The sequence below is a fragment of the Streptomyces sp. NPDC003284 genome (genome assembly GCF_053589675.1).
In genome coordinates, this window is record NZ_JBSFSI010000007.1 from 219267 (window position 1) to 245721 (window position 26455).

General features: G+C 74.9%; 8 protein-coding genes. All 8 read right to left on the minus strand.

Annotated features, from left to right (window positions below):
* Positions 1–31 precede the first annotated feature (31 nt).
* Positions 32–1852, minus strand: a complete 1821-nt coding sequence (locus tag ACWDYF_RS17665) for an acyl-CoA dehydrogenase family protein (RefSeq protein WP_389468769.1) — start codon at positions 1850–1852, stop codon at positions 32–34.
* Position 1853: 1 nt separating this feature from the next.
* Positions 1854–3551, minus strand: a complete 1698-nt coding sequence (locus ACWDYF_RS17670; protein WP_389468772.1) for an acyl-CoA dehydrogenase family protein — start codon at positions 3549–3551, stop codon at positions 1854–1856.
* Positions 3548–5173 (minus strand): PfaD family polyunsaturated fatty acid/polyketide biosynthesis protein, encoded by a 1626-nt coding sequence (locus tag ACWDYF_RS17675; RefSeq protein ID WP_381739510.1) that lies wholly within the window; start codon positions 5171–5173, stop codon positions 3548–3550. Before ACWDYF_RS17675 ends, ACWDYF_RS17670 begins: the two co-directional genes overlap by 4 nt.
* A gap of 183 nt (positions 5174–5356) precedes the next feature.
* Positions 5357–13000, minus strand: coding sequence for a beta-ketoacyl synthase N-terminal-like domain-containing protein (locus ACWDYF_RS17680; protein ID WP_389469870.1), 7644 nt, complete (start codon positions 12998–13000; stop codon positions 5357–5359).
* A gap of 127 nt (positions 13001–13127) precedes the next feature.
* Complete coding sequence (locus ACWDYF_RS17685; protein WP_389469872.1) at positions 13128–20432, minus strand: SDR family NAD(P)-dependent oxidoreductase; 7305 nt, start codon at positions 20430–20432, stop codon at positions 13128–13130.
* Between the two features lie 800 nt (positions 20433–21232).
* A complete protein-coding gene (locus ACWDYF_RS17690) occupies positions 21233–21499 on the minus strand; it encodes an acyl carrier protein (RefSeq protein WP_018564633.1) in 267 nt (88 codons plus the stop codon).
* A 323-nt stretch (positions 21500–21822) separates the two neighbouring features.
* On the minus strand, positions 21823–24360 hold the full coding sequence (locus ACWDYF_RS17695) for a BTAD domain-containing putative transcriptional regulator (protein WP_389469875.1): 2538 nt from the start codon (positions 24358–24360) through the stop codon (positions 21823–21825).
* 246 nt (positions 24361–24606) lie between these two features.
* Positions 24607–26154 (minus strand): MFS transporter, encoded by a 1548-nt coding sequence (locus tag ACWDYF_RS17700; RefSeq protein WP_037872560.1) that lies wholly within the window; start codon positions 26152–26154, stop codon positions 24607–24609.
* Positions 26155–26455: the final 301 nt, after the last annotated feature.

Sequence of the window (26455 nt, forward strand, 5' to 3'; positions counted from 1 at the left end):
GCGGCACCTCCCTGGTGGGCGGACGGACGGTTCAGCGGCGGGCGGCGGACTCGTCGGTGAGCCGCTTGGCGAGCGGGAACTGCCAGTACGAGAAGAGCCGGTTGTCCTGGTGCAGGCCGCGCAGCACCTCCATCACCTCGTCGACGACCGCCTGCGAGGTGACCTGCTCGTGCGGGAACAGCTGGCGGCGGATCCGCTCCAGCTGGAGCAGCAGCAGGGACGCGCTCGGCAGCGGCGCCTCCATGGCGTCCGCGGAGTGGACGTGGGTGAGCACGCAGGCCGCCGCGGCGTGCACCAGGCAGTACTCCTTGGCCAGTTCGAACAGCTCGGGCGACTGCGCGTAGTCCTTGCCCAGTCCGGCCTTCAGGGCGGCGGCGCGCTCGCGCAGCGGCCCGGCCCGGCCGGTCAGTTCCTCGGCGAGGTCCGCGGCGGCGCGCAGCCGCTCCGCCTCGGTGCCCGCGGCACCCTCGGCGCCCTCGGCACCGTCGGCCCGGTCCGCCAGGGCGCGCAGCCGGGCGATCCCGTCGGGCGCGGCCAGCACCGCGTCGTCCAGGCCGCGGCTGAACAGCTCCTGCTTGACCGGCTCGTACACCGGCAGCTCCCGGTCCAGGCCGTAGAGCACGGCGGCGCGCTCGGCGGCGGCCTCGCGCACCCCCTCGCCGGGCTCGGCGGCCTTGTCGAGCAGACCGGCGAGCTGGTGGCCGAGGTTGCGCAGGTTCACCACGGTGTTGCCGTCGGCGATGTCCGTGATCAGGATGTCGCGGACCATCTTCTGGTGCATGCCGTAGTGCGGGTGGTCGCGCAGGAAGGTGCGCGCGCCCAGGACGACGGTCAGCTGGGACATCGTCTTCTGGAGCAGCGTCGGCACCTGGTACTTGACCACCGACGACCAGACGCTGATCTGCTCGGGCGCGGCCTGGAGGGCGCGGGCGGCGCCGAGGACCATCGCGTCGGCGATCATCAGGTCGGCGAACGCCTCGGTGAGCTGGCGCCGGGTGTAGGGCACATCGCTGATCCGGTCGCCGAACAGCACCCGGCGCTCGGCGAAGTCGAGGGCGAGCCGCAGGCTGGTGTCGACGGCGGACAGCGCCAGGTGCATCAGCACCACGCGCGCGGTCTGGCTGGTCTTGAGCGCGATCTCCAGGCCCTGGCCCTCACGCCCGATCATCGCCGCGTCGGGGACGAACGCGCCGTCCAGGCGGACCCCGCTCAGGTCCAGGGCGCGGGTGCCGTACAGGTCCTCGAAGGGCAGGTCGGCCACCGTGCCGGGCTCGGCCCGCCACTTGTCCAGGACGAACAGCGAGTAGGCGGCCGGGCCGGGGCGCTTGCCGGTGCGGGCGAAGACGACCATCTTGTCGGCGACGGTGGCGTTGCCGATCGGCCACTTCTCGCCGGTGAGCAGCCAGCCGCCCTCGGTCCGCTCGGCCAGCACCTCGTTGGCGACCAGGTCGCTGCCGTGGACGCGCTCGGACAGGCCCCAGGAGACCGAGCTGCCGCGCTTCATGTCCTCGATCAGCGCGCCCTTCTGCTCGGGCGTGCCCAGGATCCAGGCGGGCATGAAGCCGAGGCTGTTGAGGGCCAGGCCGACCGCGGTGGACGGGTCGCGCCGGGCGACCAGGCGCATCAGGCTCATCCCGGTCTCGACGTTGCCGGCCAGGCCGCCGTCGCTCGCGGGCAGACAGCGCAGGTGCAGGCCCCAGCGGCGCAGCAGGGCGACGAACTGGTACGGGTACTCGCCGCGGACGTCGTGGTCCAGGATCTGCGCGAAGGGCATCCGGCCGGCCGCGTCGTGCGGGTCGCCCAGGTACTCCTCCAGGCTCGCGGCCAGTTCGGTCACGTCGGACTTGGGCATCTCAGGGCTCCTTACGGGGGGTGGCCAGCCGGACGGGCAGGGCGGTGAACAGCCGGTCGCCGGTGTGCAGTGCGCGGACGGCGTCCAGGGCGGGCGCCAGCAGGGCCGCGTCGCGGCGCGGGTCGGTGCCCTCGGCGCGGGCGAGGAGGTAGGCCAGGGCGGCGCCCAGCCAGCCGGTGGCGCCGGGCTCGCCCCCGTACAGGGAGCGGTCGCGGTTCGCCTGCCACAGGTGCAGGCAGCAGGCGGCGGCGTGCAGCCAGGCGTAGCGTTCGGCGGCGTCCACGAGCGCGTTCGGGTCGGCGCCGGGGCGCTGCGCGGCCCGGACCAGCTCGCCGAGGTCCGCGACCGCCGCCACCAGGCGCCGGGCGGGCCGAGCCGCCTCGCCGAGGCCGTCGGGCAGCGCGTCGGCGGTGTCCGGCAGCCCGGCCAGGACCGGGTCCTGGCCGCGCGCGAACATGTCGAGCCGGGCCGGTTCGTACGGCGGCAGCGGCGCGTCCAGCGAGAAGACGCTGTGCACCGCGTCCTCGTCGGCGGGGGCGGTGCCCTCGGTGAGGGTGGGCAACTGGCCCGCGTAGGAACGGAGGTTGGCCAGGGTGCTCGCGTCGATCACCCGGACCACCTGGGAGTCCCGCTGGAGCTTCTGGAAGAGCCCGGCGCCGGGCGCGCCCTCGCGCAGCACGGAGCGGGTGGCGAGCACGGTGCCCGAGCGGCGGATCAGGTCGTCGGTGGCCTCGGCGACGACGTGCTTGGCGGACAGCGCCCACACGCTGAACGCCTCGGGCACCACGTGCACCCCGCGGGCCGCGCTCAGCGCGACCGCGTCGGCGGCCAGCAGCGCGGCCGCGGCGACCGACAACTCCCGCCTGGACCACGGGGATTCGACCAGCTCGGTGCGGCCGGTGCGGCGGCCGGTGGCGAAGTCGAGGGCGATACGGACGGCGGTGTCGGCGATGCCGAGGCTGCCGGCCATGCTCATCAGCCGGACCGCCTGCTGCGCCTTGACCGCCACCTCCAGGGCCTCGCCGCGCCGGCCGACGAGCGCGTCCTCGGGCACGGGCGTGTCGTGGAAGCGCAGGGTGGCCAGGTCGATGCCGCGCATGCCGCCGGTGCGCGGCGCGGGCACCCGCTCCAGGCGGCCCTCGGGGATCCGGTCGGTCTCCAGCAGCACGGCGGAGAAGGCGCCGGGGCCGCGTTCGCCGGTGCGGGCGACGACGTAGACCGCCTCGCCGCGCAGGCCGAGGCCGACCAGCCACTTCTCGCCGGTGAGGGTGGACTCGGGGGTGAGCCGCACCTCGTTGGTGAGCAGTTCGCTGCCGTGCGCGGCCTCGGTGAGCGCGAAGGCGACGGCGCCGCCGGAGCGCAGGATCTCCGCGGCCCGCTGCTGCTGCTCGACGCTGCCGTGCAGTTGCAGGCAGGTCGCGGCGATGATGCTGAACATGGTGCCGGGCATGACGTTGACGTCCCGGCGGGCGGCGGAGCGCACCAGGGTGAGGCTGCGGTCGAAGGACTCGAACGCGCCGCCCCACTCCTTGGGCAGGTAGTTGCGGTGGAATCCGGCGCGCACCAGCTCCGCGCAGAGCTCCTCGGGGAACTCGTCGCGCTCGTCGCGGGCGACGGCGGCGGCGAAGCCGTACGGGTTGGTGTCGTCGGCCGGATCGCCGAGGCGTTCCTCCAGCTCCTCGGGGGTGAGTGTGCTCATCGCAGCCCCACCGAGGAGCCGTGGGCGGGCGTCTCCAGCGGGATGGGCCGGTAGTCGGCGGCGGTCGCGGGGATGTGCACCCCGGCGGTGCGCAGCTGGGCGAGCCGGGTGTGGAAGGCGGCGCCGCGCATCAGGTGGTGGGCGACGTCGGCGACCCGGCGGTTGCCGGGGGTCTTCAGATAGCTGCCGGTGACCCAGTCGTTGAAGCTGCCCATGGCCGGGCCGCACCACACCTGGTAGTCCATGGCGCGGCCCTCGTCGCCGGTGACCGCCCAGCGCGAGGACATGCCGAGGTACCAGCGGAAGACGAGGGCCATCCGGCGCTTGGGGCTGCCGGCGGCGCGGGCGAGCTGCTCGGGGTCGCGGCGGGTGAAGTAGGTGACGCACTCCTGCCAGACGTCCTCCAGGGAGCGGCGGAAGATCTGCTGCTCCAGGCGGGCCCGGTCGGCGGGCGGGATGGACTCCAGGCTGTCGCAGCTCTGGTACAGCTCGTACAGGCGCTTGGCCCGCATCGGGAAGAGCGTGCCCTTCTTCAGGACCTGGAGTTCGACGCCCATCTCGAACATGTCGGCGGCCGGGGCCATCTCGCAGTCGGCGATGCCCGCCTCGGCCAGCATCTCCTTGGACTTGGCGGAGGCGCCGGACTCCAGGCAGGACTGGTTGACGGAGCCGGTCACCACATAGGCGGCGCCCATCGCGAAGGCGGCGGCGACCGCGACCGGGGTGCCCAGGCCGCCGCCCGCGCCGACGCGCACCGGCACGGCGTAGCGGAACTCGCGCTGCACGCTGTCGCGCAGCCGCAGGATGGTCGGCAGCAGCGCGGGCAGCGGGCGCCGGTCGGTGTGGCCGCCGGAGTCCGCCTCGACGGTGATGTCGTCGGCGAGCGGGACGTGGTGGGCGAGCGCGGCCTGCTCGGCGGTGATCAGGCCCTGCTCCAGCAGGGCGCTGACCAGGGTGGCCGGGGCCGGGTGCATGAAGCGCTCGGCGGTCTCGGAGCGGGAGATCTTGGCGATCAGCCGGTTGTCGGCGACGACCCGCCCGTCCGGGCCGCGGCGCAGCCCGGCCAGCCGGTAGCGGACCACGTGCGGGGTGAGGTCCATGTACGCGGACGCCTCCACGCAGCGCACCCCGTGGCGCAGGAACAGCTCCACGGCCTCCCGCTCCAGCCGGTCCTCGCTGGGGCTGTGGATGAGGTTGACGGCGTAGGGCAGTCCGGGGATCTCGGCGGCGAACCGGGCGAGGGTGCGCTCGATGGTCTCGGGCAGCAGTCCGGCGGCGCCGAAGGAGGCGAGGAAGCCCTCTCGGGCCAGGGCGATCACCAGGTCGGCGGAGGCGATGCCGCCGGCCATGGCACCGGCCATGTACGGCTGGGCGACGCCGTGGGCGGTGCGGAAGGCGGCCGAGCCCAGGCGCTCGGGCGGCAGCGGTTCGGCGGCGGCGAGCAGCGGCAGTCCCTCACCCTCGGCGGAGGCGAAACCGCCGGAGACCGCGCCGATGCCCTCGGGGGTGACGGCGATGAAGCAGGGCTGCTCCAGGTCGGCCAGGACGTGGTAGATCCCGGCGGGGTCCGTGCTGGGGTACCGCTCTCCGTACCAGCGGAGAGGGGTGTCGCGAACGTCCATCGTGAAACGAAGCTCCTTGGCTGAGCGGCGGGTGCGGGCGGGGGCCTGTCGTTCGGATCGGGGGGCGGGGCCCCGGCGGCGCCGTGTCCGCGGGGGCGGGCGGGGTCCGGCGGCCGGCCGCGCGGACGGCCGGCCGCGCCGGACCCCGCGTCCGCGGCGGGGTCCGAACGGCGGGCCCCGGCGTCACCCCTCGGTGGGGCGGACCTCGATGGCCACGTCGGTCAGTTCGTAGATGCGCAGGCCCGGCTTCCACAGGTCGGCGTCGGCGATGACCAGCAGACGGTCGTCCTCGCGGCGGATCTCCTTGACGTGCACGTCGAAGAAGAGCTCCTTGTCGTGGCGCAGGATCTGGCCGCGGTACTTCCAGGACGTCTCGACCCCGGTGGCCATGGCGAAGCGGGGCCGGGCGTAGCCCTCGGCGAGGTTCTGCTCCAGCACGTACAGCCGCAGCGCCTGGAGGACGGCCTCGACGCCGAGCGAGCCGGGCATCACCGGGTCGCGGTGGAAGTGGCAGTCGAAGTACCACTCGTCGGGGCGGACGGCCCGCTTTCCGTGCAGGTAGCCCTTGCCGTGCCGGCCGCCGTCGGTGACCAGGTCGACCCGGTCGACGAGGGCGAACTTCTCGCCGGGCAGATGCAGATGGCCGCCGTCGGGGTCGGTGAACGCGGGCGCGCCCTCGGGGAGTTCGATGCGGCGGACGCGGTCGGCGGCCGGCTTCTCGGACTCGATCCAGGGGGCCACGTACTGGCCGTTGTCCAGGCCGACCTGGTTGGCGAGGGCGGCGGCGTTGAAGTAGCCGAACAGCGACTCGCCGGTGTAGAAGACCTCGCCGTCGGCGGACAGCTCGTAGCTGAAGTTCTGGAGCACCGCGCCCTGGACGGCGCTGGTCATCAGCAGCTTCGAGTGGTGCTTGATGGTCTTGCCGCGCAGGTCGATGTCCTTGACGAGGGTGGCGCGGCCGTCGAGGTTGCGGATCGCGTACTGCTCCTCGGGGTTCTTCAGGGTGGCGCCGAGGTAGTAGCCGAGGAAGATCGCCGCCTGGAGGGAGGACTCCATGTAGACGGCGTTCGGCATGTGCGGGTGGGAGTTCTGCTCGTAGTACCAGGCGTCGGCCGGGGAGTCGTACTCGGTGACCATCTCCGCGCCGGGCGAGAGGTCGCCGCGGGTGCCCTCGAGGGACATGACGCGGTCGACGAACTGGAAGTCGCCGTTGGGGATGTAGGGGGCGCGGCTGTCGCGGTAGACCTCGAACTCGGGGCCCATCGCCATGTCGAGCAGGCCCTTGGCGGCGTGCGCCAGGTGCAGTTCGTTGATCATCGCCGGTTCGCCGGAGCGGTTGCGGCGGCCGAGGAACTTCGGGAACCCGCCGGCCTCGGGGCGGTAGGGCGAGCCCTCCTTCTCGCGGACCTGGAGGCCGAGGTTCTTCATCCGGATGACCGGCTTGTCGCCGAGGTAGATCAGGACGTCGGCGATGACGGTGGCGCGCGGCAGCAGCGTCAGCTCCATCACCTCGACCTCGTAGCGGATCTCCTCGTGGGCCTGGGTGATCTGGCCGCGGACCTGGACCTCGATGGGGGTGTCCGTGACGCACTGGAAGCGGGCGTCGGGCAGGGTGAGGTGCAGGCCCTGGTGGAGCAGGTAGATCTGGAGGAGCTGGACGGCGCCCTCGGCGACCAGCGAACCGGCCAGCACGTGGTCGTCCGGGAAGTGGCAGGTGAAGTACCAGGCGTCGGGCTGGAGCTTCTTGACCGCGCTGAGCGTGCCGAGTCCGCGCGGGCCGCCCTTGCGGTCGATGACGACGTCGTCGACCATGCGCAGCTTCTCGTCGGGCAGCCGCAGCGCCGGGTTGATCCCCGGGTCCTGGGCGTGGTCGGGACCGAAGACGTCCCCGGGCCTGCCCTGGGCGAGCAGGTCCAGGTCCTCGCGGGTGAGGTGGTTCTTGTCGGTGTAGGCGAGCGGCTTGAAGTAGCCGCGCGGCAGGGCGGCGCGGGCGGCCTTCTCCTTCTCGGTCATCACCACGCCGAGCGGGGTGTCCAGCTCGGCCTGGCTGAAGAACCCGGCGCAGGCGTCGTGGAGTTCGAGGATCAGCTCGCCGTCCGCGTAGCACTTGTAGCTGAAGAAGAAGAGGGTGGTGTCGCCCTGGTGGACGAAGCGGTCGATGGAGATGTCGTAGCGCAGCGTCTGGCCCACCCGGGGCAGGTTGCCGCGGAAGATCAGGGTGCTGTCGAGCAGCCGGTAGACGCGCTCGCCCTTGTTGCGGAAGTCGATGCCGAGGTAGCTGACCAGCAGCAGGTCGCACTGGCCCGCCTCGACGGTGACGGCCGGCGGGACCCCGCCGTCCACCGCGTACCAGGCGTCCTCGGGGACGTCGTACTCGGTGGTGATGGTGGCGGGCTTGAACTCGCCGGTGGTGCCCTCGATCGCGGTGACCCGGCTGACGAAGTGGTACGGCGGTGCGGGCAGCCGGACGCGCTTGCCGTAGCCGTCGATCACGCCGAACTCCGGTCCGAAGACCTCGGCGACCGAGCCGACCGCGAACTCCAGCAGGTCCTTCTCGTCCCAGATGACGCCTTCCTTGACCTCCCGGACGAGCTCGGCGGGAGCGGCGGGGGCGGCGGGGGCGGACACGGCCTGCGCGGGGGCGGGCGCGGGCGGGGCGGCGGGCAGTTCCGGCAGCGGCGCCGGGGCGGGTGCGGCCGGGGCCTCCTGCCGGACGGTCACCTGGGGAGCCTGAGGCCGCGCGGCGTCCCCGTCGAGGAACGCCTCCACCCGGGAGAGGGTGGCCGACTGGAGGATGTGCTGGGTCTCCATCACCACCGAGTGGGTGGCGACCATCTGGCGGCGCATCTCGCGCACGAGGTCGGCGGCGACGGCGGCCGAGGCCGTGCCCTCCTGGTACGCGGTGGGGGCGGCCGGGGCGACGGGCCGCTGCGGCGCGGCCGGCGCCGGGGCGGACGGCTGCTGCTGCTGCGGCGGTGCGGCCGGGGACGTGCCGCCGGGCGCGTGCTGTGCCCAGGGCAGGTACGTGACCGGGGTGCCGTCGAAGGCGATGACCTCGGCGTCGGCGAGGGTCGGGTCTGCGGGCATGAGTGCTGAGTCCTCCGGCGGTACGGGCTGGACGGGGTCGGGGGCGGGGGCCGGCACGGCGGCCGCGGCGTGCGGGGCGGACCCGGCGGTCGACGGGGGTGTGGCACCGGCGCGCGGGCCCGTTCCGGCCGGGCGCGGGGCGGGCGCCGGGGCGGACGGCGGTACGGCGGTGCCGGTGCCCGCGAGGCTCGCGGCGGGAGCGGCGGCGGCCGGAGGGGCGGCGTGCGCGGCGGGTGCCGGAGCGGTGAGCGAGCCCACCGGAGCGGCCGGGGCCGTCGCGTGGGCCGGGGCGGCGGAGACCGCCGCCGGGACCGCGCGGGGTGCCGTGGAGGTGACGGAGACCGCGCCGGGCACGGCCGTCGCGCCGACCGCGGCCGGGACCTGCGGCGCGGCGGCACCGGCCAGTTCGCGGGCGATCCGGGCCGGGGCCGGGTCCGCGCCGCCGACCCGGAACCGGGCGGGGCGGGCCGGCCGGGCCGGGACGCGTTCGGCGGCCGGGCCGAGCAGCGCGGCCAGGTCGAGGTCCAGGCCGTGGGCGGTGAGCCGGGCGGCGAGCTGGGCGATGGACTTGGTGGCGGCGACCCCGCGCCGGTCGACCGGCACCGCGACGTGCGCCGACTCGCCCAGGGTCTCGCGGACCCAGCGCGAGCAGGTGGCGCTCGGCCCGACCTCCAGGAAGTACCGGAAGCCGCGGTCGTGGGCGCCGCGCACCAGGCGCGGGAAGTCGATCGGGGAGCGCAGGGTGTGCGCGATCCGGCGGGCGATCTCCGCGCGGTCCAGGGCGGGCAGCGCCTCGTAGTCGTAGGCGCTGAGCAGTTCGAGGTCGCCGAAGGAACCGGTCGGGTAGTCGTTGAGCCCGGCCAGGCCCTCGGACTCGGCGTCCACCACCGGGCAGTGCATGACCGCGTTGACGGGCGAGCGCGCGGCCGGGCAGCCCAGTTCCTCGATGAGGGCGCGGCACTGGGCCGGGTCTCCGGCGACGACCAGTTCGGCGGGCGTGTTGACATGGGTGAGGTGCACCCGGTCGTAGCGGGGCAGCGCGGCCCGTACGGTGTCGGCGTCGGTGAGCAGGACGTGGCTCGCCCACACCTCGGCGTCCGGGGTGTCCTCGGGCAGTGCCCATGCCTCGCGGACCGTGCGGCGCGGTCCGCACAGCCGGTCCTTGAAGATGGGGGTGTTGCTGATCAGCGCGTCGTCGCGGCCCTCGGGCCGCCAGCCGCCGGTGGCGAACAGCATGCTGGACTCGCCCAGGCTGTAGCCGAAGCCGCCGTGCGCGGTGATGCCGAGGACGTCGCGCACCAGGTCGGTGTAGAGGATCGCGAAGCTGGTGCCGGTGGCCAGCATGAACGGGATGTCCTCGCCGAGTCCGGCCTCCAGGGCCATCAGCTCCCGGCGGCCCGGGGCGGCCTGGCCGCGCGGGTGGAGCGCGGCGGCCCGCAGATGGCGTTCGGGCGCGTCGGCCTGGGACTCGAAGCGTTCGAGCAGCCCGGGGAAGGCCCGGAACAGGTCCTGGCCGAGGCCCGGGTAGGAGTTGAAGGCGCCCGGGTAGACCAGGGCGACCTTGCCCTCGGGGCCGATCGGGCGGGCGGCGAAGCAACTGCCCGCCGGGGTGGTCCACTCGCCGCCGGAGGCGTGCACGGCGGGCAGGTCCCGGGCGGCCAGGGCGAGCTGGGCGCCCAGTTCGGCGCGGTCGCGGCCGACGAGCACGGCCCGCACGGTGCGGCCGGTCAGCTCCCGGGCCGCGTCGCGGGCCAGGGCGTACGGGTCCGAGCCCGCGTCCAGCAGCTCGCGGTGCCGCTCCACGGCGGTGAGCAGCCCGTCGAAGGTGTCGGCGGACAGCGGCAGGACGACGGGGCCGCCCGCCCGCTGCCAGTCGCCGGGCACCAGCGCGCCCCGGGTGGCCTCGGCGGAGAGCGTGAGGTGCCCGTGGGCGCCGGACGCGCCGATGAAGCCGACGGACGCGTACCGGCGCGATCCGGCCGTGCGCCGCAGCCAGGGGCGGGAGGCGTCGGGGACGTAGAGCGCGGAGGCGGCGAAGTCGTCGGCGAGCGCGGCGGCCGGACGGCGCCAGCCGCTGGTGCCGGGCACATAGCCGTGGTGCAGGCAGAGCACGGTGCGGATGAGTCCGGCCATGGTCGCCGCGCAGCCGGTGTCGCCGAGCTGCGCCTTGGCGCTGCCGAGCGCGACCCGGCCGGTGCGGCCGAGCGGGCCCGCGGGCGCCTCGGGGGCGTCGGCCGCCGGGAACACCCGGGCCAGCGCGGCGATCTCGGCGCGGTCCTGGTCCGGGGTGCCGCCCGCGTGGGCCTCGATGTAGCCGATGTCGTCGGCGGTGACGCCGGCCTCGGCGAGGGCGGCCTCGGCCGCCGCCGCGTAGGTGTCGGCGTCGGCCTCGGGCACCCGGCCGTCCACGGGCGGCGCGTGCCGTACGGCGACCGCGTCGATGCGGGCGTACACGGGTGCGGCGGCCTCGCCGGGCCGGGTGACGACGAGCGCCCCGGCGCCCTCGCCGATCCGGCGGCCGGCCGCGCCCTCGTTGAAGGTGAGCCCGGCCTCGGCGACCACGTCGGGCCGCAGCAGCAGGTTCTCGGCCGAGCCCGCCAGGTCCACGGCGCCGACCAGGACGGCTTCGATGCCCGGGTCGAGCAGCAGCAGCCGGGCGACCTGGAGGGCCTCGGCGGTGGCCGAGCCGTCGGAGGAGACCGTGAAGGAGGGGCCGGTGAGGTTCCACAGCGAGGAGATGCGGCTCGCCATGACGTTGCCGATGTAGCTGAGCACCTCGTTGGCGACGATCGGGTCGACCACCGCGTCCCGGCCCGCCGCGGTCAGCCGGGCGAGTTCCGCCTCGTCGACCTCGATGCCGGCGCGGGCGAACTCCTGGCGTACGAAGGTGCCCAGGCCGTAGCGGGTGATCCGCAGATGGGTGGTGGGCTCGGTCTCCATGCCGACGACGACCGCGATGCGGCGCGGGGCGGGCGCGGACTCGCCCTTGGGCACGGCGCGGCTGTAACCGGCGTCGTGCAGCGCCTCGTCGGCGACCTTGATGGCCAGGGCGTGCTGGAGGTTGTAGGTGCGCAGGTCGGCGGGCGGGATCCGCAGGTCCATCGGGTCGATGCCGAGGCCGTCGACGAACGCGCCGTGCGGCAGCGCGTCCGGGGAGACGCCCGCGCCGTGTTCGAGGGAGCCGCCGCGGGTCTGGTCGAGGCCGCGCCAGCGCCGCTCGGGCAGCGGGCCCAGGGCGTCGCGGCCGGAGTGCACGGCGCGTTCGAAGGCGTCGACGGAGTCGAACGAGCCGAAGTGGGCGCCGAGTCCGGCGATGTCGAGCGCGGGCACGGGCGTCTCGGCGGGCGGCGCGGTGGCGGCGCTGTCGGCGGTGGCGGCGCTGTCGGCGTCGGCCTGGGAGAGGACGACGTGCGCGTTGGTGCCGCCGAAGCCGAAGGCGGAGACCGCCGCCCGGCGCGGCCCGGTGCCCTCGGGCCAGGCGCGGCCGGTGCGGACGAGGGCGTCCTCGCCGACCCGGCCGTCCTTGGAGCGGACGGGCTGCTCGACGCCGATGGTCGGCGGGATGTGCCCCTCGCCCATGGCGAGGACGACCTTCAGCATGCTGCTGAGCCCGGCGACGGTCAGCAGATGGCCGATGTTGCCCTTCACGGACCCGATCAGCGGGACCCGGCCCGCCGTGCCGAAGAAGTCGGCGACGGACTGGGCCTCGGTGGCGTCCCCGATGGGGGTGCCCGTGGCGTGGCATTCGAGGTAGTCGATGGTGGTGGGGTCGATGCCGGCCTGCTCGTAGGCGAGCCGGTAGGAGCCGAGCTGCCCGGCGCCCTGCGGGACGAGCAGATGGCGGCCGCTGCCGTCGTTGGTCAGGCCGATGCCGTCGACCACGGCGTGGATGCGGTCGCCGTCGCGCAGCGCGTCCTCCAGCCGCCGCACGACGACCATGCCGGCACCCTGCCCGGTGAGGATGCCGCCGGAGCGGGCGTCGAAGGGCTGGCTGAAGCCGTCGCGCGGATAGGCGTTGAGGTCGCCGAAGGAGAGGTGGATGAGGGTGGGGTCGGGGGCGCAGACACCGCCCGCGAGGACGACGTCGGCCTGCCCGGCGGCGAGGTGGTCGCAGGCCAGCTTGAGCGCGTACAGCGCGGAGGAGCAGGCCGCGTCGAGGGCGTAGCGGGGACCGCCGAGGCCGAGCGCGGCGGCGGCGACCCCGGCCGGGGAGCCGCTGACGCTCAGGTCCTCGGGATGCAGCCGCTCGCGGTCGATGCGGTCCTCGGCGCGGGCGAGCGCGCCGAGCGCCGGATGCCCGGCCCGGCGCAGCCCCTCCAGCACGGCCTCCTGGACGAGGGGCACGCTGACCTGGGCGGACGTCGGGGTGGGGAAGGAGTAGTTGCCGAGGACGAGGCCGGTGCGGGCCAGGATGTCCGGCCGGTCGGCGTGTCCGCTGTCGCGCAGCGCCTCCCGGGCCACGTGCAGGGACCAGTGGAAGATCCGGTCGAGTCCGGCGAGGTGCTCGGCGTCCAGCAGGTAGCCCTGCGGGTCGAAGTCGAAGTCGGTGACGAAGCCGCCGCGACGGCAGTAGATGTCGTGCTGGGGGTCCAGGTCGCGGGGCTCGGGCGGCTGGCCGAAGACCTCCTCGCCTCCCTCGCGGCGGCTGTCGGCGCCGGAGCGGAGGTTCTGCCAGAACTCGGCGGGCGTCTCCGCTCCCGGGAACAGGCAGGAGAGGCCGACTATGGCGTACTTGCTCATGAGAGCTCTCGGGTCCCTTCTGACGGGCGGCCGGCCCGGACGGCGGCAAGGTGAGGTTCCGTCCGGGCCGGCCCGATCGCTTGCGCTGGCTGTGGCGTGGTGCGGCTTCGCCGCGGCGGGGCGAAGGTCAGCCGCGGATGAACTTGGCCGCCAGTTGCGGGGCCGAGACCACGCGGACGCCGTCGAAGCGGGTCAGTACGGTTCCGTCGGGTGCGCAGGCCGTGATGGTGAGCGACGCGGTGGTGGAGGTGCCGCCCGCGGCGGGCTCCACCACGATCAGGAACGGCTCGCCGTCGGGCAGCGGGTGGTGCAGGTCGACCCGGCCGACGCCGAGCGGCAGGGACGCGGTGCCCTGGACCAGCCGGACCCAGACCAGACCGGCCTGGAGCAGCAGGTCGGCGGTGCCGGGCGCGAACCGGGCGCCGCCGAACGCGCCGCCCTCGGGCCGCAGTTCGGGCAGGGCGCATTCGAGGACGAGCCGCGAGGAGTCCTCGGCGAGCACCCGGCGCACCCCGCGCAGGGCCGGACCGTGGAAGAGGGTGCCGTCGGTGTAGAGACCGGCCGCGTCGCGTCCGCCGCCGAGGGCGGGCAGTCCGGTGACGGTGGCCGGGGCGGGCGCGGTGCCGGGGACGGCCACGGCCGCGTAGTGCGGACGCGGGGCGCCCTTGGCGTCCGTGGAGCGGATGTCGACCTGGACGCCGTCGGCGGCCGTCGTCATGGTCAGCGCGAGCCGGGCGGGCTGGCTGCCGTCGAAGACGATGCCCTTGTGGACGGCGAAGTCCCGCAGCTGCCTGACCTCGGTGCCCGCGGTGCGCTCGACCGCGCCGATCGCCCAGCCCAGGGCGGCGACGGCGGGCAGGACCGGTGCGTCGCCGATGACGTGGTCGGTGACGACGGTCTCGGCGGTGAGGGTGCTCAGGCCGCGCTCGACGGTGACCGGGCCGGTGGCGGCGGGCCGCTCGGGCTCGGACAGCGGGGTCGTCGGGCCGAGCACCGTCACCACGTCGGCGGCGCGCGCGGCGTCGAACTGCTCGGTGAACAGCTTCACTCCGGTGTCCACCGGGATCAGGGTGATGCCGCGCTCCTCGAAGACCGCCTTGATCTCCGGGGAGACCATGCCGCTGTCCCAGGCGCCCCAGTTCAGCGAGGTGACGCGGGCGGCGGGGTGGCGCTGCTTGAAGGAGGAGGCCCAGGCGTTCAGGGTCTCGTTGGCCATCGCGTAGTCGGACTGGCCGCGGTTGCCGAAGAACCCGGCGACCGAGGAGAACAGCAGCACGTGGCGCAGCCGTCCGGTGTCCAGGGCGGCGGTGACGCCGCGCAGTCCGGTCAGCTTCGGCGCGAAGACCCGCTCGATCTCGGAGGCCTTCTTGTTGGCGATGAGCTGGTCGGCCAGGACCCCGGCGCCGTGCACCAGGCCGGTCACGCGCTCCTTGTACGGGGCGAGGGCGGCGGTGGTGGCGGCGGCGTCGGTGATGTCGACGGCCAGGTACTCGGCGGTGCTGCCGGCCTCGCGTATCGAGGCGAGGGTCCGGCGGATCTCCCGGGCGCCGGTGACGGCGCGGAAGAGCTGCTCGACGCGCTTGGGGGTGGGCTTCTCGCCCGACGCCTTCAGCTGGGCCGCGGCGGCGGCCTTGAGCCCGGCGTCGTCGACGCCCTCGGCCCAGGCGGGCTCGTCCTCCAGCGGGGTGCGGCCGAGCAGGAGCAGTCCGGGCCGGTGCCGGGCGGCGAGTTCGGTGACGCAGGAGGCGGTGATGCCGCGTCCGCCGCCGGTGACGACGAACAGGTCCTCGGGGCCGACCTCCGGGATGTCGGCGAGCGGGTGCAGCGGCAGCGGCACCTCGGCGACGCCGAGTCCGACCCGGCGGGTGCCGTCGTGTCCGGCCTGGGTGACGCCGGCGGCGGCGTCCTGCGTCTCGGCCAGCAGCAGCGCGGCGCCGGTCTCCGGGGTGAGCTCCGGGGCCAGGTCGACGGCCCGGCAGAACAGCTTCGGCGCCTCCACGGCCAGCGTCTTGACGAGGCCGGCGACACCGGCGGCCGGGGTGTGCTCCTCGGTGACGCCGGTGAGGCCGAAGGCGCCGTCGAGGCGGGTCGCGGTGACGAAGGCGGCGCGGCCCGTGTCGGCGGCGGTGTTCAGCGCCTCCACCGCGTGCTTGGCGACGAGGAGGGTGTGCGCGAGGCGGCGGGTGCCGTCGGCGAACTCGTCGTGGTGGGCGGCGGAGAGGTCGATGACCAGGCTGATCCGGTCGGCGAGGACGAGTTCCATCCGCTCGGCGAGTTCGGTGACGCCCCAGCCGGACAGGGCGTGGTCCTTGACGCCGCTGATGCGCTGCGGCACGCCGGGCAGCCGCAGGACGTGCACGTGCCGTCCGGACTCGGTCAGCCGGGCCGCGACCGCGGGGGCCAGCTCGGAGCCGTCGTCGACGATCAGCGCGCCGGACCCTTTGGCGTAGGCGCCGACCAGCTGGTCCGGCACGGGCAGTTCGACGAGTGCGGCCTGCGCGCGGCCGATGCCGCCGCGTGGGCCGCCCGTGGCCTCGGGCTCACCGCCGAAAGGGGCGGGGGCGGCGCTCCCTTCCGGGGTGGTGGTGCCGCTCTGGGCGCCGGACATGAAGTCGACGATGTGGCGCAGCGTGCGCAGTTCGGCGAGCTGCTCCGGACCGGCCGCGACACCGCCGCCGAACCGCTCCTGCATGACGCCCATGATCTCGACCCGCTTGATCGAGTCGATCCCCAGATCCGCCTCGACATCCATGTCGAGATCCAGCATGTCCGCCGGGTAACCCGTCTTCTGACCCACGACCTCCAGCAGCGCACCCTCCACAGCGGCGGCGTCGGCCACCGGCGCGGACGCGGCGGCCGGGGCCACGGCGGCGGGCGCCTGCGGGGCGGGCGCGGCGGGCGCGGAGGAGGACATGAACTCCACGATGTCGCGCAGGGTGCGCAGTTCGGCGAGCTGCTCGGGACCGGCGGCGACACCGCTGCCGAACCGCTCCTGCATCACACCCATGATCTCGACCCGCTTGATCGAGTCGATCCCCAGATCCGCCTCGACATCCATGTCGAGATCCAGCATGTCCGCCGGGTAACCGGTCTTCTGGCCCACGACCTCCAGCAGCGCACCCTCCACAGCGGCCGCGTCGGCCACCGGCGCGGACACGGCGGCCGGGGCCACGGCGGCGGGCGCCTGCGGGGCGGACGCGGAGGAGGACGACGCCGAGGAGGACATGAAGTCGACGATGTCGCGCAGCGTGCGCAGCTCGGCCAACTGCTCCGGACCGGCGGCCACTCCGCCGCCGAACCGCTCCTGCATCACACCCATGATCTCGACCCGCTTGATCGAGTCGATCCCCAAGTCCGCCTCGACATCCATGTCCAGTTCGAGCATGTCCGCCGGGTAACCGGTCTTCTGGCCCACGACCTCCAGCAGCGCGGCCTCCACGGCGGCGGCGTCCACCGCAGGTGCGGAGGCGGCGGCCGGGGCGGGGGTCTGGGACTGCGGGGCGGGAGCCGAGGACGCCGAGGAGGCCATGAAGTCGACGATGTCGCGCAGGGTGCGCAGCTCGGCGAGCTGCTCCGGACCGGCCGCGACACCGCCGCCGAACCGCTCCTGCATCACACCCATGATCTCGACCCGCTTGATCGAGTCGATCCCCAAGTCCGCCTCGACATCCATGTCCAGTTCGAGCATGTCCGCCGGGTAGCCGGTCTTCTGGCCGACGACGTCCAGCAGCGCGGCCTCGACAGCGGCGGTGTCCGCGACGGGTGCGGCGGGGGCCGGGGCGGGCGCGGCGGCCGGGGCCGGGGCGGCGGGCAGCGGACGGGCGGCGGGCGCGGGGGCCGGGCTGCCGGCCGGGGCGGTGGCCAGGGCCTGCGGGGCCGGGGCGGGCGCCGCGACGGCGGCGGCCGGGCTGGGCAGCGCGGGCTGCGGGGCCGGCTGGGCGGCGGTCACGCGCGGGGCGGCGGGCTGGGCCGGGACCGGGCGGGGCGCCGTGGCCGGGGCGGCGGTGCCCAGCTCAAGGCCGGCCAGGTCGCGCAGGATCTCGTTGGCGCGCAGGTGGCTGCGGCCGATGTCGAGGCCGTGCTCCTTGACGGCGTTGATCCCGGGCAGGACCTGTCCGAGCCGGCCCTGTTCGGCGGCGCGCTCCAGGAGGCCGGTCAGGCGCTCGGCGCTCTGCAACTGGCTGTTCAGATAGTCGTCGTGCAGGGCGAGATGGTCGGCCACGAGATCGGCCAGGCGGTCACTGTCCACGTGAGCTGTCTCCATGACGGTGGGAGCAGAGGCGGGAGCGGGGGTCGGGGCGGGCGCGGTGGCGACGGACGCGGCGGCCGGGGCCACCTGGCCCGGCGTGCGCACGGCCACCGCGGCGGAGGAGGTCACTCCGGCGGGGACGGGCGCGGCGGACGCCACGGCGGCCGGGACGGGCGCGGGCGCCGGGGCGGGCAGGCGGGTGGGCGCGGCCGGGGTGTGCGCGGGGGCGGTGCCCGGTCCGGCGGCGGCGCCGCGGCCCGCGCCGCCGTCACCGTCGCCGCGAGCGGTGCCACCGGTCCCGCCGGTGCCGTTCACGGCGGTGCCGGGCAGGGTCGGTACGGCGATCCGGTAGCCGTTCTCGATGGCGTCCCGGTACTTCGCCTTCCGCTCCGGCGAGACGTAGTTGATGCCGTTGAGCAGGATGGACATGCCCTTGGCGGGGGCCTGCTCGGCCACCGGCTCGACATAGCGGTCGGCCGTCGCGAGGGGCAGTCCGTGCACGGCGAGCTGGGCGACGGCCTGCTTGAGGGCGACGTCCGCGTCGCGGCCGGGTCCGGCGTCCAGGGCGATGGCGGTGTGCTCGCGGTCGCCGAGGATGCGCCGTACGAGCTGGGTGAGCACGTTCTTGGGGCCGAACTCCACGAACACCCGGTGCCCGGCCTCGTACAGCTCCTCGACGCGGGTGGCGAAGTCCACCGGGTTGATGAGCTGTTCGGCGAGGACCGCGCGGTTGGCGGCGATGTCGTCGCCGTACGCGGCGCCCGCGGTGTCGGCGAGGACCGTGCCCTCGGGCGCGGTCACCTCGTAGCGCTCCAGGTCGGCGCGGAAGGCGTCCAGGGCGTGGCCGACGAAGGGGGTGTGGAAGGCGGCGGAGACGGGCAGTCTGCTGGCACGCAGTCCGGCGTCGCGGGCGTCGGTGACGAGGCGGTCGATCTCGGCGGTGGGGCCGCCGACGACGATCTGGTCCGGGGCGTTGCGGTTGCAGACCACCACGCCGTCGCGTCCGGCGATGAGTTCGGTGACCTGCGCCTCGGAGACGGACAGGGCGGCCATGGCGCCGGTGTCGGCACCGGTGCCGGCGTCGGCGGGCGGGGCCATCGCCCTGCCGCGGGCGCGGGCCAGCGCGTGGAACGCCTCGTCGGTGAGGGCGCCCGCGGCCCACAGCGCGGTCAGCTCGCCGAAGCTGTGGCCGAGGAAGCCCTCGGCGCGGAAGCCGAGTTCGCTGAGGTAGGTGAACTGCCCGGCGGACAGCGCGCCGATGGCCGGCTGGGCGTACGCGGTGGCCCGCAGCGCGCTCTCCTGCGCGGCGCGCTCCTCCTCGCCGAAGGCGGGCGGCGGGAAGGCGACGCGGGACAGCGGCTCGGCGCCCTCGAAGTGGTGGTTGGCGGCGTCGAAGGCGGCGCGCAGCGGCGGCAGCGCCATCACGGCGGTCCGGCCGGGGTTGACGTACTGGCTGCCCTGTCCGGCGAAGAGCGCGGCGACCTTGCCCTGGGCGGCCGCCGAGCGGCGGAAGTACACGCCCTTGGGGTGGGACCAGGTGTCGGCGTCGGGGCGGGCGCGCAGTTCGCCGAGGGCGAGGGCGCGCAGGTCGGCCAGTTCCCCGGCGGTGCGGGCGACGAACGCGACGCGGGCGTGGCCCTCGGGGGCCGGGCCGCCGGTGGCGGGCGCGCCGGAGGCCAGCGCCTCGGTGAGCTGTGCGGTGTCGGGCGCGTGCCACAGGTGCACGGCCGCGACCGGGTAGGAGACGCGCAGGTCGTCGCCGTCGCCGTACTCCTCCATGACCACGTGGAAGTTGGTGCCGCCGAAGCCGAACGAGGAGAGCGCGGCGCGGCGCTTGGGCCGCTCCGGGGTGCGGATCCAGGGCCGGGCCTCGGTGTTGACGTAGACCGGGCCCGAGGTGAAGTCGATGGCCGGGTTGGGCTCGTCCACGTTGATGGTGGGCGGCAGCACCTTGTGGTGCAGGGCGAGCGACAGCTTGATCATGCCGGCCGCGCCGGCCGCCGCCTTGGTGTGCCCGATCTGCGACTTGATGCTGCCCAGGGCCGCGTAGCGGCGGTCCTCGGTGGACTCGGAGACGACCGCGGACAGCGCGCTCAGCTCGGTGGCGTCGCCGACGGCGGTGCCGGTGCCGTGCGCCTCGAACAGCTCGATGCTGGACGGCGAGCAGTCGGCGTCCTCGTAGGCGCGGCGCAGCGCGACCATCTGGCCCTCCTTGCGGGGGGCGTAGATCGACTTGAAGCGGCCGTCGCTGGAGGTGCCGATGCCGCGCAGCACGGCGTAGATCTTGTTGCCGTCGCGCTCGGCGTCGGAGAGGCGGCGCAGCGCGAGCATGCCGATGCCCTCGCCGATGAGGGTGCCGTCGGCGTTCTTGTCGAACGGGCGGATGTGCCCGGACTTCGACAGCGCCGGGGTCTTGCTGAAGCACAGGTACATGAAGATCGTGTTCTCGGCGTCGCAGCCGCCGACGAGCATGGTGTCGGCGCGCCGCTCGACCAGTTCGCTGACCGCGGAGCGGACGGCGCCCAGGGAGCTGGCGCAGGCGGCGTCGATCGTCATGTTGATGCCGCCGAGGTCGAGCCGGTTGGCGATGCGTCCCGCGACGACGTTGCCGAGCATGCCGGGGAAGGAGTTCTCCTCCCACGGGGCGTACGCCAGGCGGAACTTGGCGACGATCTCCTCGGCGTCCCGCTGGGACAGGCCGCAGCTGCGCACGACCTCCTTGAGCACACCGCTCTGGAGGCGGGCGGTGAGCGGCTGGGTGAGCTGGTTGGCGCCGGTGATGCCGAGCACGACTCCGGTGCGCGCCTTGTCGTACCAGCCCTGGTCGGCTCCGGCGTCCTTCAGCAGATCGCGGGCGACCACCAGGCTGAGCAGCTGGAGGACGTCGGTGACCTCCAGTGTGTTGGGCGGCAGCCCGAACTCCAGCGGGTTGAACGGTGTGTCCGGGATGAAGCCGCCGCGCCGGGCGTACGTCTTGTCCGGCACGGTCGGGTCCGGGTCGTAGTGCTCGTCGACGTCCCAGTGGTCGGCGGGCACGTCGTCGATGCAGTCGGCGGCCGAGACGACGTTCGACCAGAACTCCCGCAGATTGCTGGACTTGGGGAAGAGCGCGGAGAGGCCGACGATGGCGATGGGTTCCCGGGCGAGCCGACGGTCGAGGTCGGATTCCTGCGAAGAGTTCACGGCGAGTCTCTCTGGATCTGGAGCGAACAGGGAGGTCGGGAGCGGCGGGCGGGCGGTGGCGGTGCGGTGCGGTCGGGTGGCCGCGTGACCGCCCTCGCGGCTCGGTGGCCGGACGGGACGGACCCGTGGCCCCGGTGAGCGAACGGACGGGCCGGTCCCGGTGAGCGGACGGACCGGACGAGGGGCGTGGCCCCGGTGGACGGACGGGTGCTCAGGTGCTCAGGTGCTGAGGTGCGCTGGCGATCGGGCGGTACGTCGGCGGGACCGGCGGACGGACGGGCGGCCGGCGGCCGGACGGCCGGCGGCCCGGCCGCCGGGGCGGTCGGGTCGGGCGTCCGGCCCCCGGGGTCCGGCTGTCGCGGATCCGGCTGCCGGAGGGCGGGGCCGTGGCTCCGCCCGGCCGCCGGACGGCGGCGGTGGTCCGCCCGCCGGGGGCGGGGCCGGTGCCCGGCGGGCGGACGGTTCGGGGTGGCGGCCGGTCGCCCCGGCCCGGCGACCGCACTCGCGGGCCGGGGCGACTGGCGCCGTCGGGGGCCTGAGGCCGGGCCTCGTACGGTTCCCGGTGACCGGTCCTGTGACCGGTCCCGGTGACCGTCCCGGGGCCCGTAGGCGATGGCCCGTGGTCTCGTGGCCCGTGGTGCCCGTGACCGGCGTCCCGGTCGGTGGCCCCTCGGCTCCCGGGCGGCCGGTGGCGGCCCGGGAGGAGCCGGGGAAGGCCGGGGCGGCGGTACCGGTCCCGCTCCCCCGCCGTCACCCGCGTCCGGCGCGGCGTCCGGTGGCCGTCCGGCGTCCGGTGGACGTCAGACCGCGGCGGTGCGCCGCTCGGACTCCTCGGCGATGTGGGCCGCGAGCGCCTCGATGGTCGGGTGGTACCAGAGGGCCGTGGTGCCCAGCTCGAAGCCGAGCCACTTCTCCATCTCGCCCGCGATGATCAGGGCGGCGGTGCTGTCGAGGTCCAGCTCGTCGAAGTACTGGTCCGGCGGGACCTGGGACGGGTCGGTGCCCAAGCGCTGCGCGATCTCATCGATCAGCCACTTCTGGGCCTCCTCGGCCGTGATTTTCACCATTTCCGATCCTCTCCGAACGGCTTTTCGCGCGTTGCCGGGGGTGGGTGGAATTCCCGGAGGACGCCCCCTGCGGAGGCGCGTAGATTCTTGAGCTAAGAGGGCCACAAGGGGCCGGACGGCGGACCCTGTCCGCGACGTCGAACCTATGACCGCGGACCTCTTCGGGCAACTGCGACCGGCCCCGGGAAAACATTCCGGGGCCGGGAAGAAAGGGCAGCCGTCCGCCGTCCTCCGGTATTCCACGCGCTGAGCTGGGGCGTTCTGCGGAGGCGGGGTAATACTGATACCGATGTCAGCCTGGGGCGCCGCTGTCAGCGCCCGTGTCAGCCCTGACAGCCGAAGACGCGCGGCGTGGCGTCCGCGTTCCGCGCGGCGCCGGGGCGGCGCGGCACGAGCGGCGGCCTGCGGGTGCGGCCGGACCCGGGGCCGGTGCGGACGAGTTCGTCCACCAGGGCCCGCAGGGACAGCCGCGGCTCGGCCGCCAGGCGCACGGCCGCCTCGCGTAACGGCACGGGCAGCGAGCCGCAGACCGCGACGAGTTCGGCGACGGCCCCGGGTTCGGCGGCCGTGCGTTCGGCGCCGAGGCGGGCCTCGACCAGGGCGTGCGCCTCGGCCGGCGACAGCGCGTCCACGGGGATCGGCACGGCGCCCTCGCGGGTCACCAGGTCGGTCAGCGGGGTCCTGCTGGTGACCAGGACGAGGTTGCCGGGCGTGCCGGGCAGCAGGGAGCGGACCTGGGCGGCGTCGGCGGCGTCGTCGAGCAGGACCAGGAAGCGGCGGCCCGCGACCATGCTGCGGAACAGCGCCGCCGCCTCCTCGCAGGTGCCGGGCACCCAGGCGTCGGGTACGCCGAGCGAGCGCAGGAAGCGGGTGAGCACCGTCGCCGCGGGCACCGGCTTGCCGGAGCCGCCCTGGAGGTCGGCGTAGAGCTGGCCGTCCGGGAACGCCTCGTGCCGCTGGTGGGCCCAGCGGACGGCGAGCGCGGTCTTGCCGACCTCGCGGGGGCCGTGCAGGACGCCGATGCTCACCGAGGCGGTGTCCGACTGACGTCGTGTCAGCAGGGCGTTCAGCGCGCCGAGCTGCTGGTCGCGGCCGACGAACCAGGGGGTGGTCGCGGGCAGTTGCGCGGGGGGCGCGATGACCCGGAGGGGGCCGTGGGACGGCGGCCAGGACGCGGGCTGCGGGCGCGGCCCGGCGGCCGCCTGGGCGGGTGAACCGGGCGACAGCCGGGCCGGGAAGCCCAGGGGCGGCTGAGGCCCCGGGACCGGGAACGGCGGGGCCACCGGCATGCCCAGGGGCGACGGAGGAGTCCTGTCCCGGGAGCCCGGGGAGGCCGGGGACGACCGGCGCGCCGCGCCCCGGGACGGCTGGGCCGACGGCGTGCCCGGAGCCGTCCGGCGCGCCGCGCCCGAGGACGGCCGGTCCGGCGCACCGGAGGCCGGGGGCTCCTGCGCGCCCGGGGTCGACGCCTCCCGCGTCCGGCCGGCCGGGCCGTCCTGCGAGCGGCCGCCGAACGCCTCCCGCGGCACGCCCTGTGTCCCTTCGCCCGGGGCGCCCGGCGCCTGCTCGGGCAGTCTGTCCTGCGGGTACGCCGTCAGCGGCTCCCGCGCGGGCCCGCCCGGCGCGCCGTGCGTCCCGGTGCCCGGCGGACGGTCCCCCGCCGCGGCCGCGGCCCGGAGACCGCGGGGCCCGGCGCCCGGCAGGTTCCGCGGTCCGCCGGGCGCGGCCGGGGGCACGCCCGGCGGGGCGGTCCGGGATCCGGCGGTCGGCTGGCGTCCGATGGCGGAGAGCAGTTTGGGGGCGCGCCGCGGGTGCTGGGGCGGCGGCCAGGCGGCGGGGGCCGCGAGGGCGGCGGCGGGCTGGGGCAGCGGCTCGGGGGTGTCGGCGGCGATGACGGCGTGGCGGGCGCGCCACACCTCGTCGCTCGGCTCGACGCCCAGTTCCTTGCGCAGCCGGGAGCGCAGGTCGGCGAAGAGCCGCAGGGCGGCGGCCCGGCGGCCGGACCCGGCCAGGGCGAGCATCATCCGCGCCTGGAGCCCTTCGTGCAGCGGGTCCTCGTGGGTGGCCGTCACCAGGTGCTCCACCGCGTAGCCGGGGCGGTTCAGGCGCAGCGCCAGGTCGGCGAGGTCGCTGGCCACGTCGATGTGGCGCTGGGCGACGCGGACGACGGCGGGGTGCTGCCACAGCTGCGGCACGTCCTGGAGGATCCGGCCCTGCCGGCCGCGCAGCGCCTGGCCGTACAGTTCGAGCGCGCTGAGCGGGTCGAACCCGGCGGTCCGCGCGGCCCGTGCGACGCGCTCCTCGAACTGGTGCAGGTCCAGCCGGACGCCGGTGCTGTTGAAGACGTAGCCGCCGCGTACGGTGCCGATGCGGCGGCCGCCGCCCCGGCCGCCGGTGCCCTGGCCGAAGACGCGGCGCAGCCGGGCGGCGTAGGTGTGGACCAGTCCGGCGTACCCGGGCGGGGCGTCGCCGGGCCACAGGACGTCGGCGATCTCCTCGTGCCCGACGACCTGGTCGGGCTGGACGGCCAGCAGGCCGAGCAGAGCGCGGAGTTTGGGCGGGGCGGCCACCGGCAGTCCGGCGCGGAACAGGGTCAGCGGCCCGAACAGGCGTATCTCGTAGGGGGCCGCGGCCCGCTCGTCGGGCCCGCCCCGGGGGCGGGGCCCGTGGGCGGCCAGGTCGTACCCGACAACGCGGGCGAGGCGGTCGAGCGAGTCGTGGCGCGGGGTGTGCACCTCGCCGCGCTCGATGTGCCGTACGGTCCTGACACTGATCCCGGCCCGGCGGGCGACCTCTTCCTGGGTCAGTCCCGCCTTGATACGAGCGGCTCGCAGACCGTCTCTCTCGCGCCCCGCAGTCATCCCCCACCCTTCACGTGCATTCTCGAGCACACATCCGGACAACAGAATCTCTACCGCACGCGCGGAGCGTTCGGTGGGCGAAGCGTAAAAGGGAGGGATTCGTCACGCGGAACGTGTCCCCCTGGCAATGAGTGAATCCCAGGGGCATATTTCCGGAACGAATCCCTCCGCTTTAAATCCGGGCTTTCCCGGACGCGTCATACGGGTTTTCCCGACGGTTACGCGGAAAGTCACCGAAACCGTCTGTCACACCGCGGGAACGCCCTCCTCCGACGCCTTGACCCCGGGGGCGCCCGGCCGGTCCCCGCCCGGGGCGGGAGTCGCGGCACCGCGCACCAGGAGCAGCACCAGGGCACCGGCGACGACGGCCACCAGACCGCCGAGCAGGAAGACCCGGTCCAGGCCCGCCGCGTAGGCGTCCTCCACCACGCGCTGCGCCGCGGCGCGGGACTGCGCGGGGAGCGCGCCGAGCACGGCGCCGGACTGCCCGCCGGTGACGAGCTCGGCCGCGGCGTCGGCGTCGGCGAACAGCTTGCTGTCCGTCAGCTTGGCCGCCACGGCGCCGGACAGGATGGTGCCGACGGCCGGGATGCCCAGCGCGAAGCCGAGCTGCCGGAAGGTGTTGGCCGCGCCGCCCGCCATGCCCGCGCGGTCCGGTGGCGCCGCCGCCAGCGCGGCCGAGGCGAGGATCGGCGAGGCGATGCCGACGCCGACACCGGCCACCAGGAAGCCGGCCAGCAGCCCGGTCCAGCCGGAGGTGCCGGAGACGAACATCTCCAGGAACGAACCGGCGCCGATCAGCAGCAGCCCGCCGCCGATCGGGAACTGCGGCGGCACGTTCGCCAGGAACCGGCCGCCCAGCCCCGCGGCGAGGAAGGACACACCGCTGAACGGCATGAGGATCAGTCCGGCCTTGACCGGGCTGAAGCCGAGCACCGACTGGGCCCACACCGACACGAACACCAGGTTGGCGAAGGCGGCGGCGCTGAAGATGACGGCACCGGCCATCAGGGTGGCGAAGGACGGCGTACGCATCAGCCCGAGGTCGAGCATGGGGTCCCGCCGCCCGCGTTCGACCAGCAGGAAGACGACCAGCGCGAGCGCCGAACCGCCGAACAGGGCCAGGGTGTTGCCGGCGCCCCAGCCGTCCTCGCCCGCGCGGATCAGGGCGAAGATCAGCAGCGTGGCGACGAGGGTGAAGCCGACGGTGCCGGGCAGGTCGACGCGGCGGTCGGTCCGGGTCTCCGAGCCGGCCAGGAAGCGGGCGCCGATGTAGAGGGCGACGGCGGCCACGGGCAGGTTGACCAGGAAGATCCAGCGCCAGTTGAGGTGCTCGGTGAGGATGCCGCCCAGGATCGGTCCGGCCGCCGCGGCGGCGCCGTTGACCGCGCCCCACATGCCGAACGCGATACCGCGGTCGCGGCCTTCGTAGTTGCGCGCGATGAGCGCGGTGTTGGTGGCGAACATGGCGGCGGCGCCCAGGCCCTGCACACCGCGCGCGGCGATCAGCGCCTCGCTGCTGGTGGCCAGGCCGCAGGCGAGCGAGGAGAGGGCGAAGACGGTCAGTCCGGCGAGGTAGACCCGCCGGTCGCCGACCAGGTCGGACAGCGAGCCGAGCGCCATCAGCAGGGCGGCGAGGACGAGGACGTAGACGTCGACGACCCACTGGAGGGCGGAGAAGGAGGTGTCCAGCGAGTCGGTCATCTGGGGCAGGGCGACGCTCACGATGGTCACGTCGATGAGCAGCATGAAGGTGCCCAGGCACACGGCCAGCAGCGGCATCCATTTGCGCATGGCGTGGAGCCTCTCGGGGAGGGGGGCCGGCGCGGGCGGGGAAGGAATGGACCCGCGCCGGACGCACACAGGGACGGGAAGGGGAAGCAGGAGGCGGGGAGACAGGTCCCGGCCACCGGGCCGCGGCGGGTCGTCCACCCTCCGCGCACAGGTGTGCGCACAGGGCGTCCGAAGAGGCCGGAGGACCTCTCTTAGCCACTGTCTAAGACTCTACACCAGACTCTTAGACAGTGGCTAATAGGTTAGTGTTGACCTTGCCTTGCGAGCCGCCTGGCATCCCAGCGCTGACAGAACAGCGCCC

What these genes read in the sequence shown, in the direction of transcription:
- ACWDYF_RS17665 (WP_389468769.1), bottom strand. Translation starts at nt 1,852, where the DNA reads ATGCCCAAGTCCGACGTGACCGAACTGGCCGCGAGCCTGGAGGAGTAC.
- ACWDYF_RS17670 (WP_389468772.1), bottom strand. Translation starts at nt 3,551, where the DNA reads ATGAGCACACTCACCCCCGAGGAGCTGGAGGAACGCCTCGGCGATCCG.
- ACWDYF_RS17675 (WP_381739510.1), bottom strand. Translation starts at nt 5,173, where the DNA reads ATGGACGTTCGCGACACCCCTCTCCGCTGGTACGGAGAGCGGTACCCC.
- ACWDYF_RS17680 (WP_389469870.1), bottom strand. Translation starts at nt 13,000, where the DNA reads ATGAGCAAGTACGCCATAGTCGGCCTCTCCTGCCTGTTCCCGGGAGCG.
- ACWDYF_RS17690 (WP_018564633.1), bottom strand. Translation starts at nt 21,499, where the DNA reads ATGGTGAAAATCACGGCCGAGGAGGCCCAGAAGTGGCTGATCGATGAG.
- ACWDYF_RS17695 (WP_389469875.1), bottom strand. Translation starts at nt 24,360, where the DNA reads ATGACTGCGGGGCGCGAGAGAGACGGTCTGCGAGCCGCTCGTATCAAG.
- ACWDYF_RS17700 (WP_037872560.1), bottom strand. Translation starts at nt 26,154, where the DNA reads ATGCGCAAATGGATGCCGCTGCTGGCCGTGTGCCTGGGCACCTTCATG.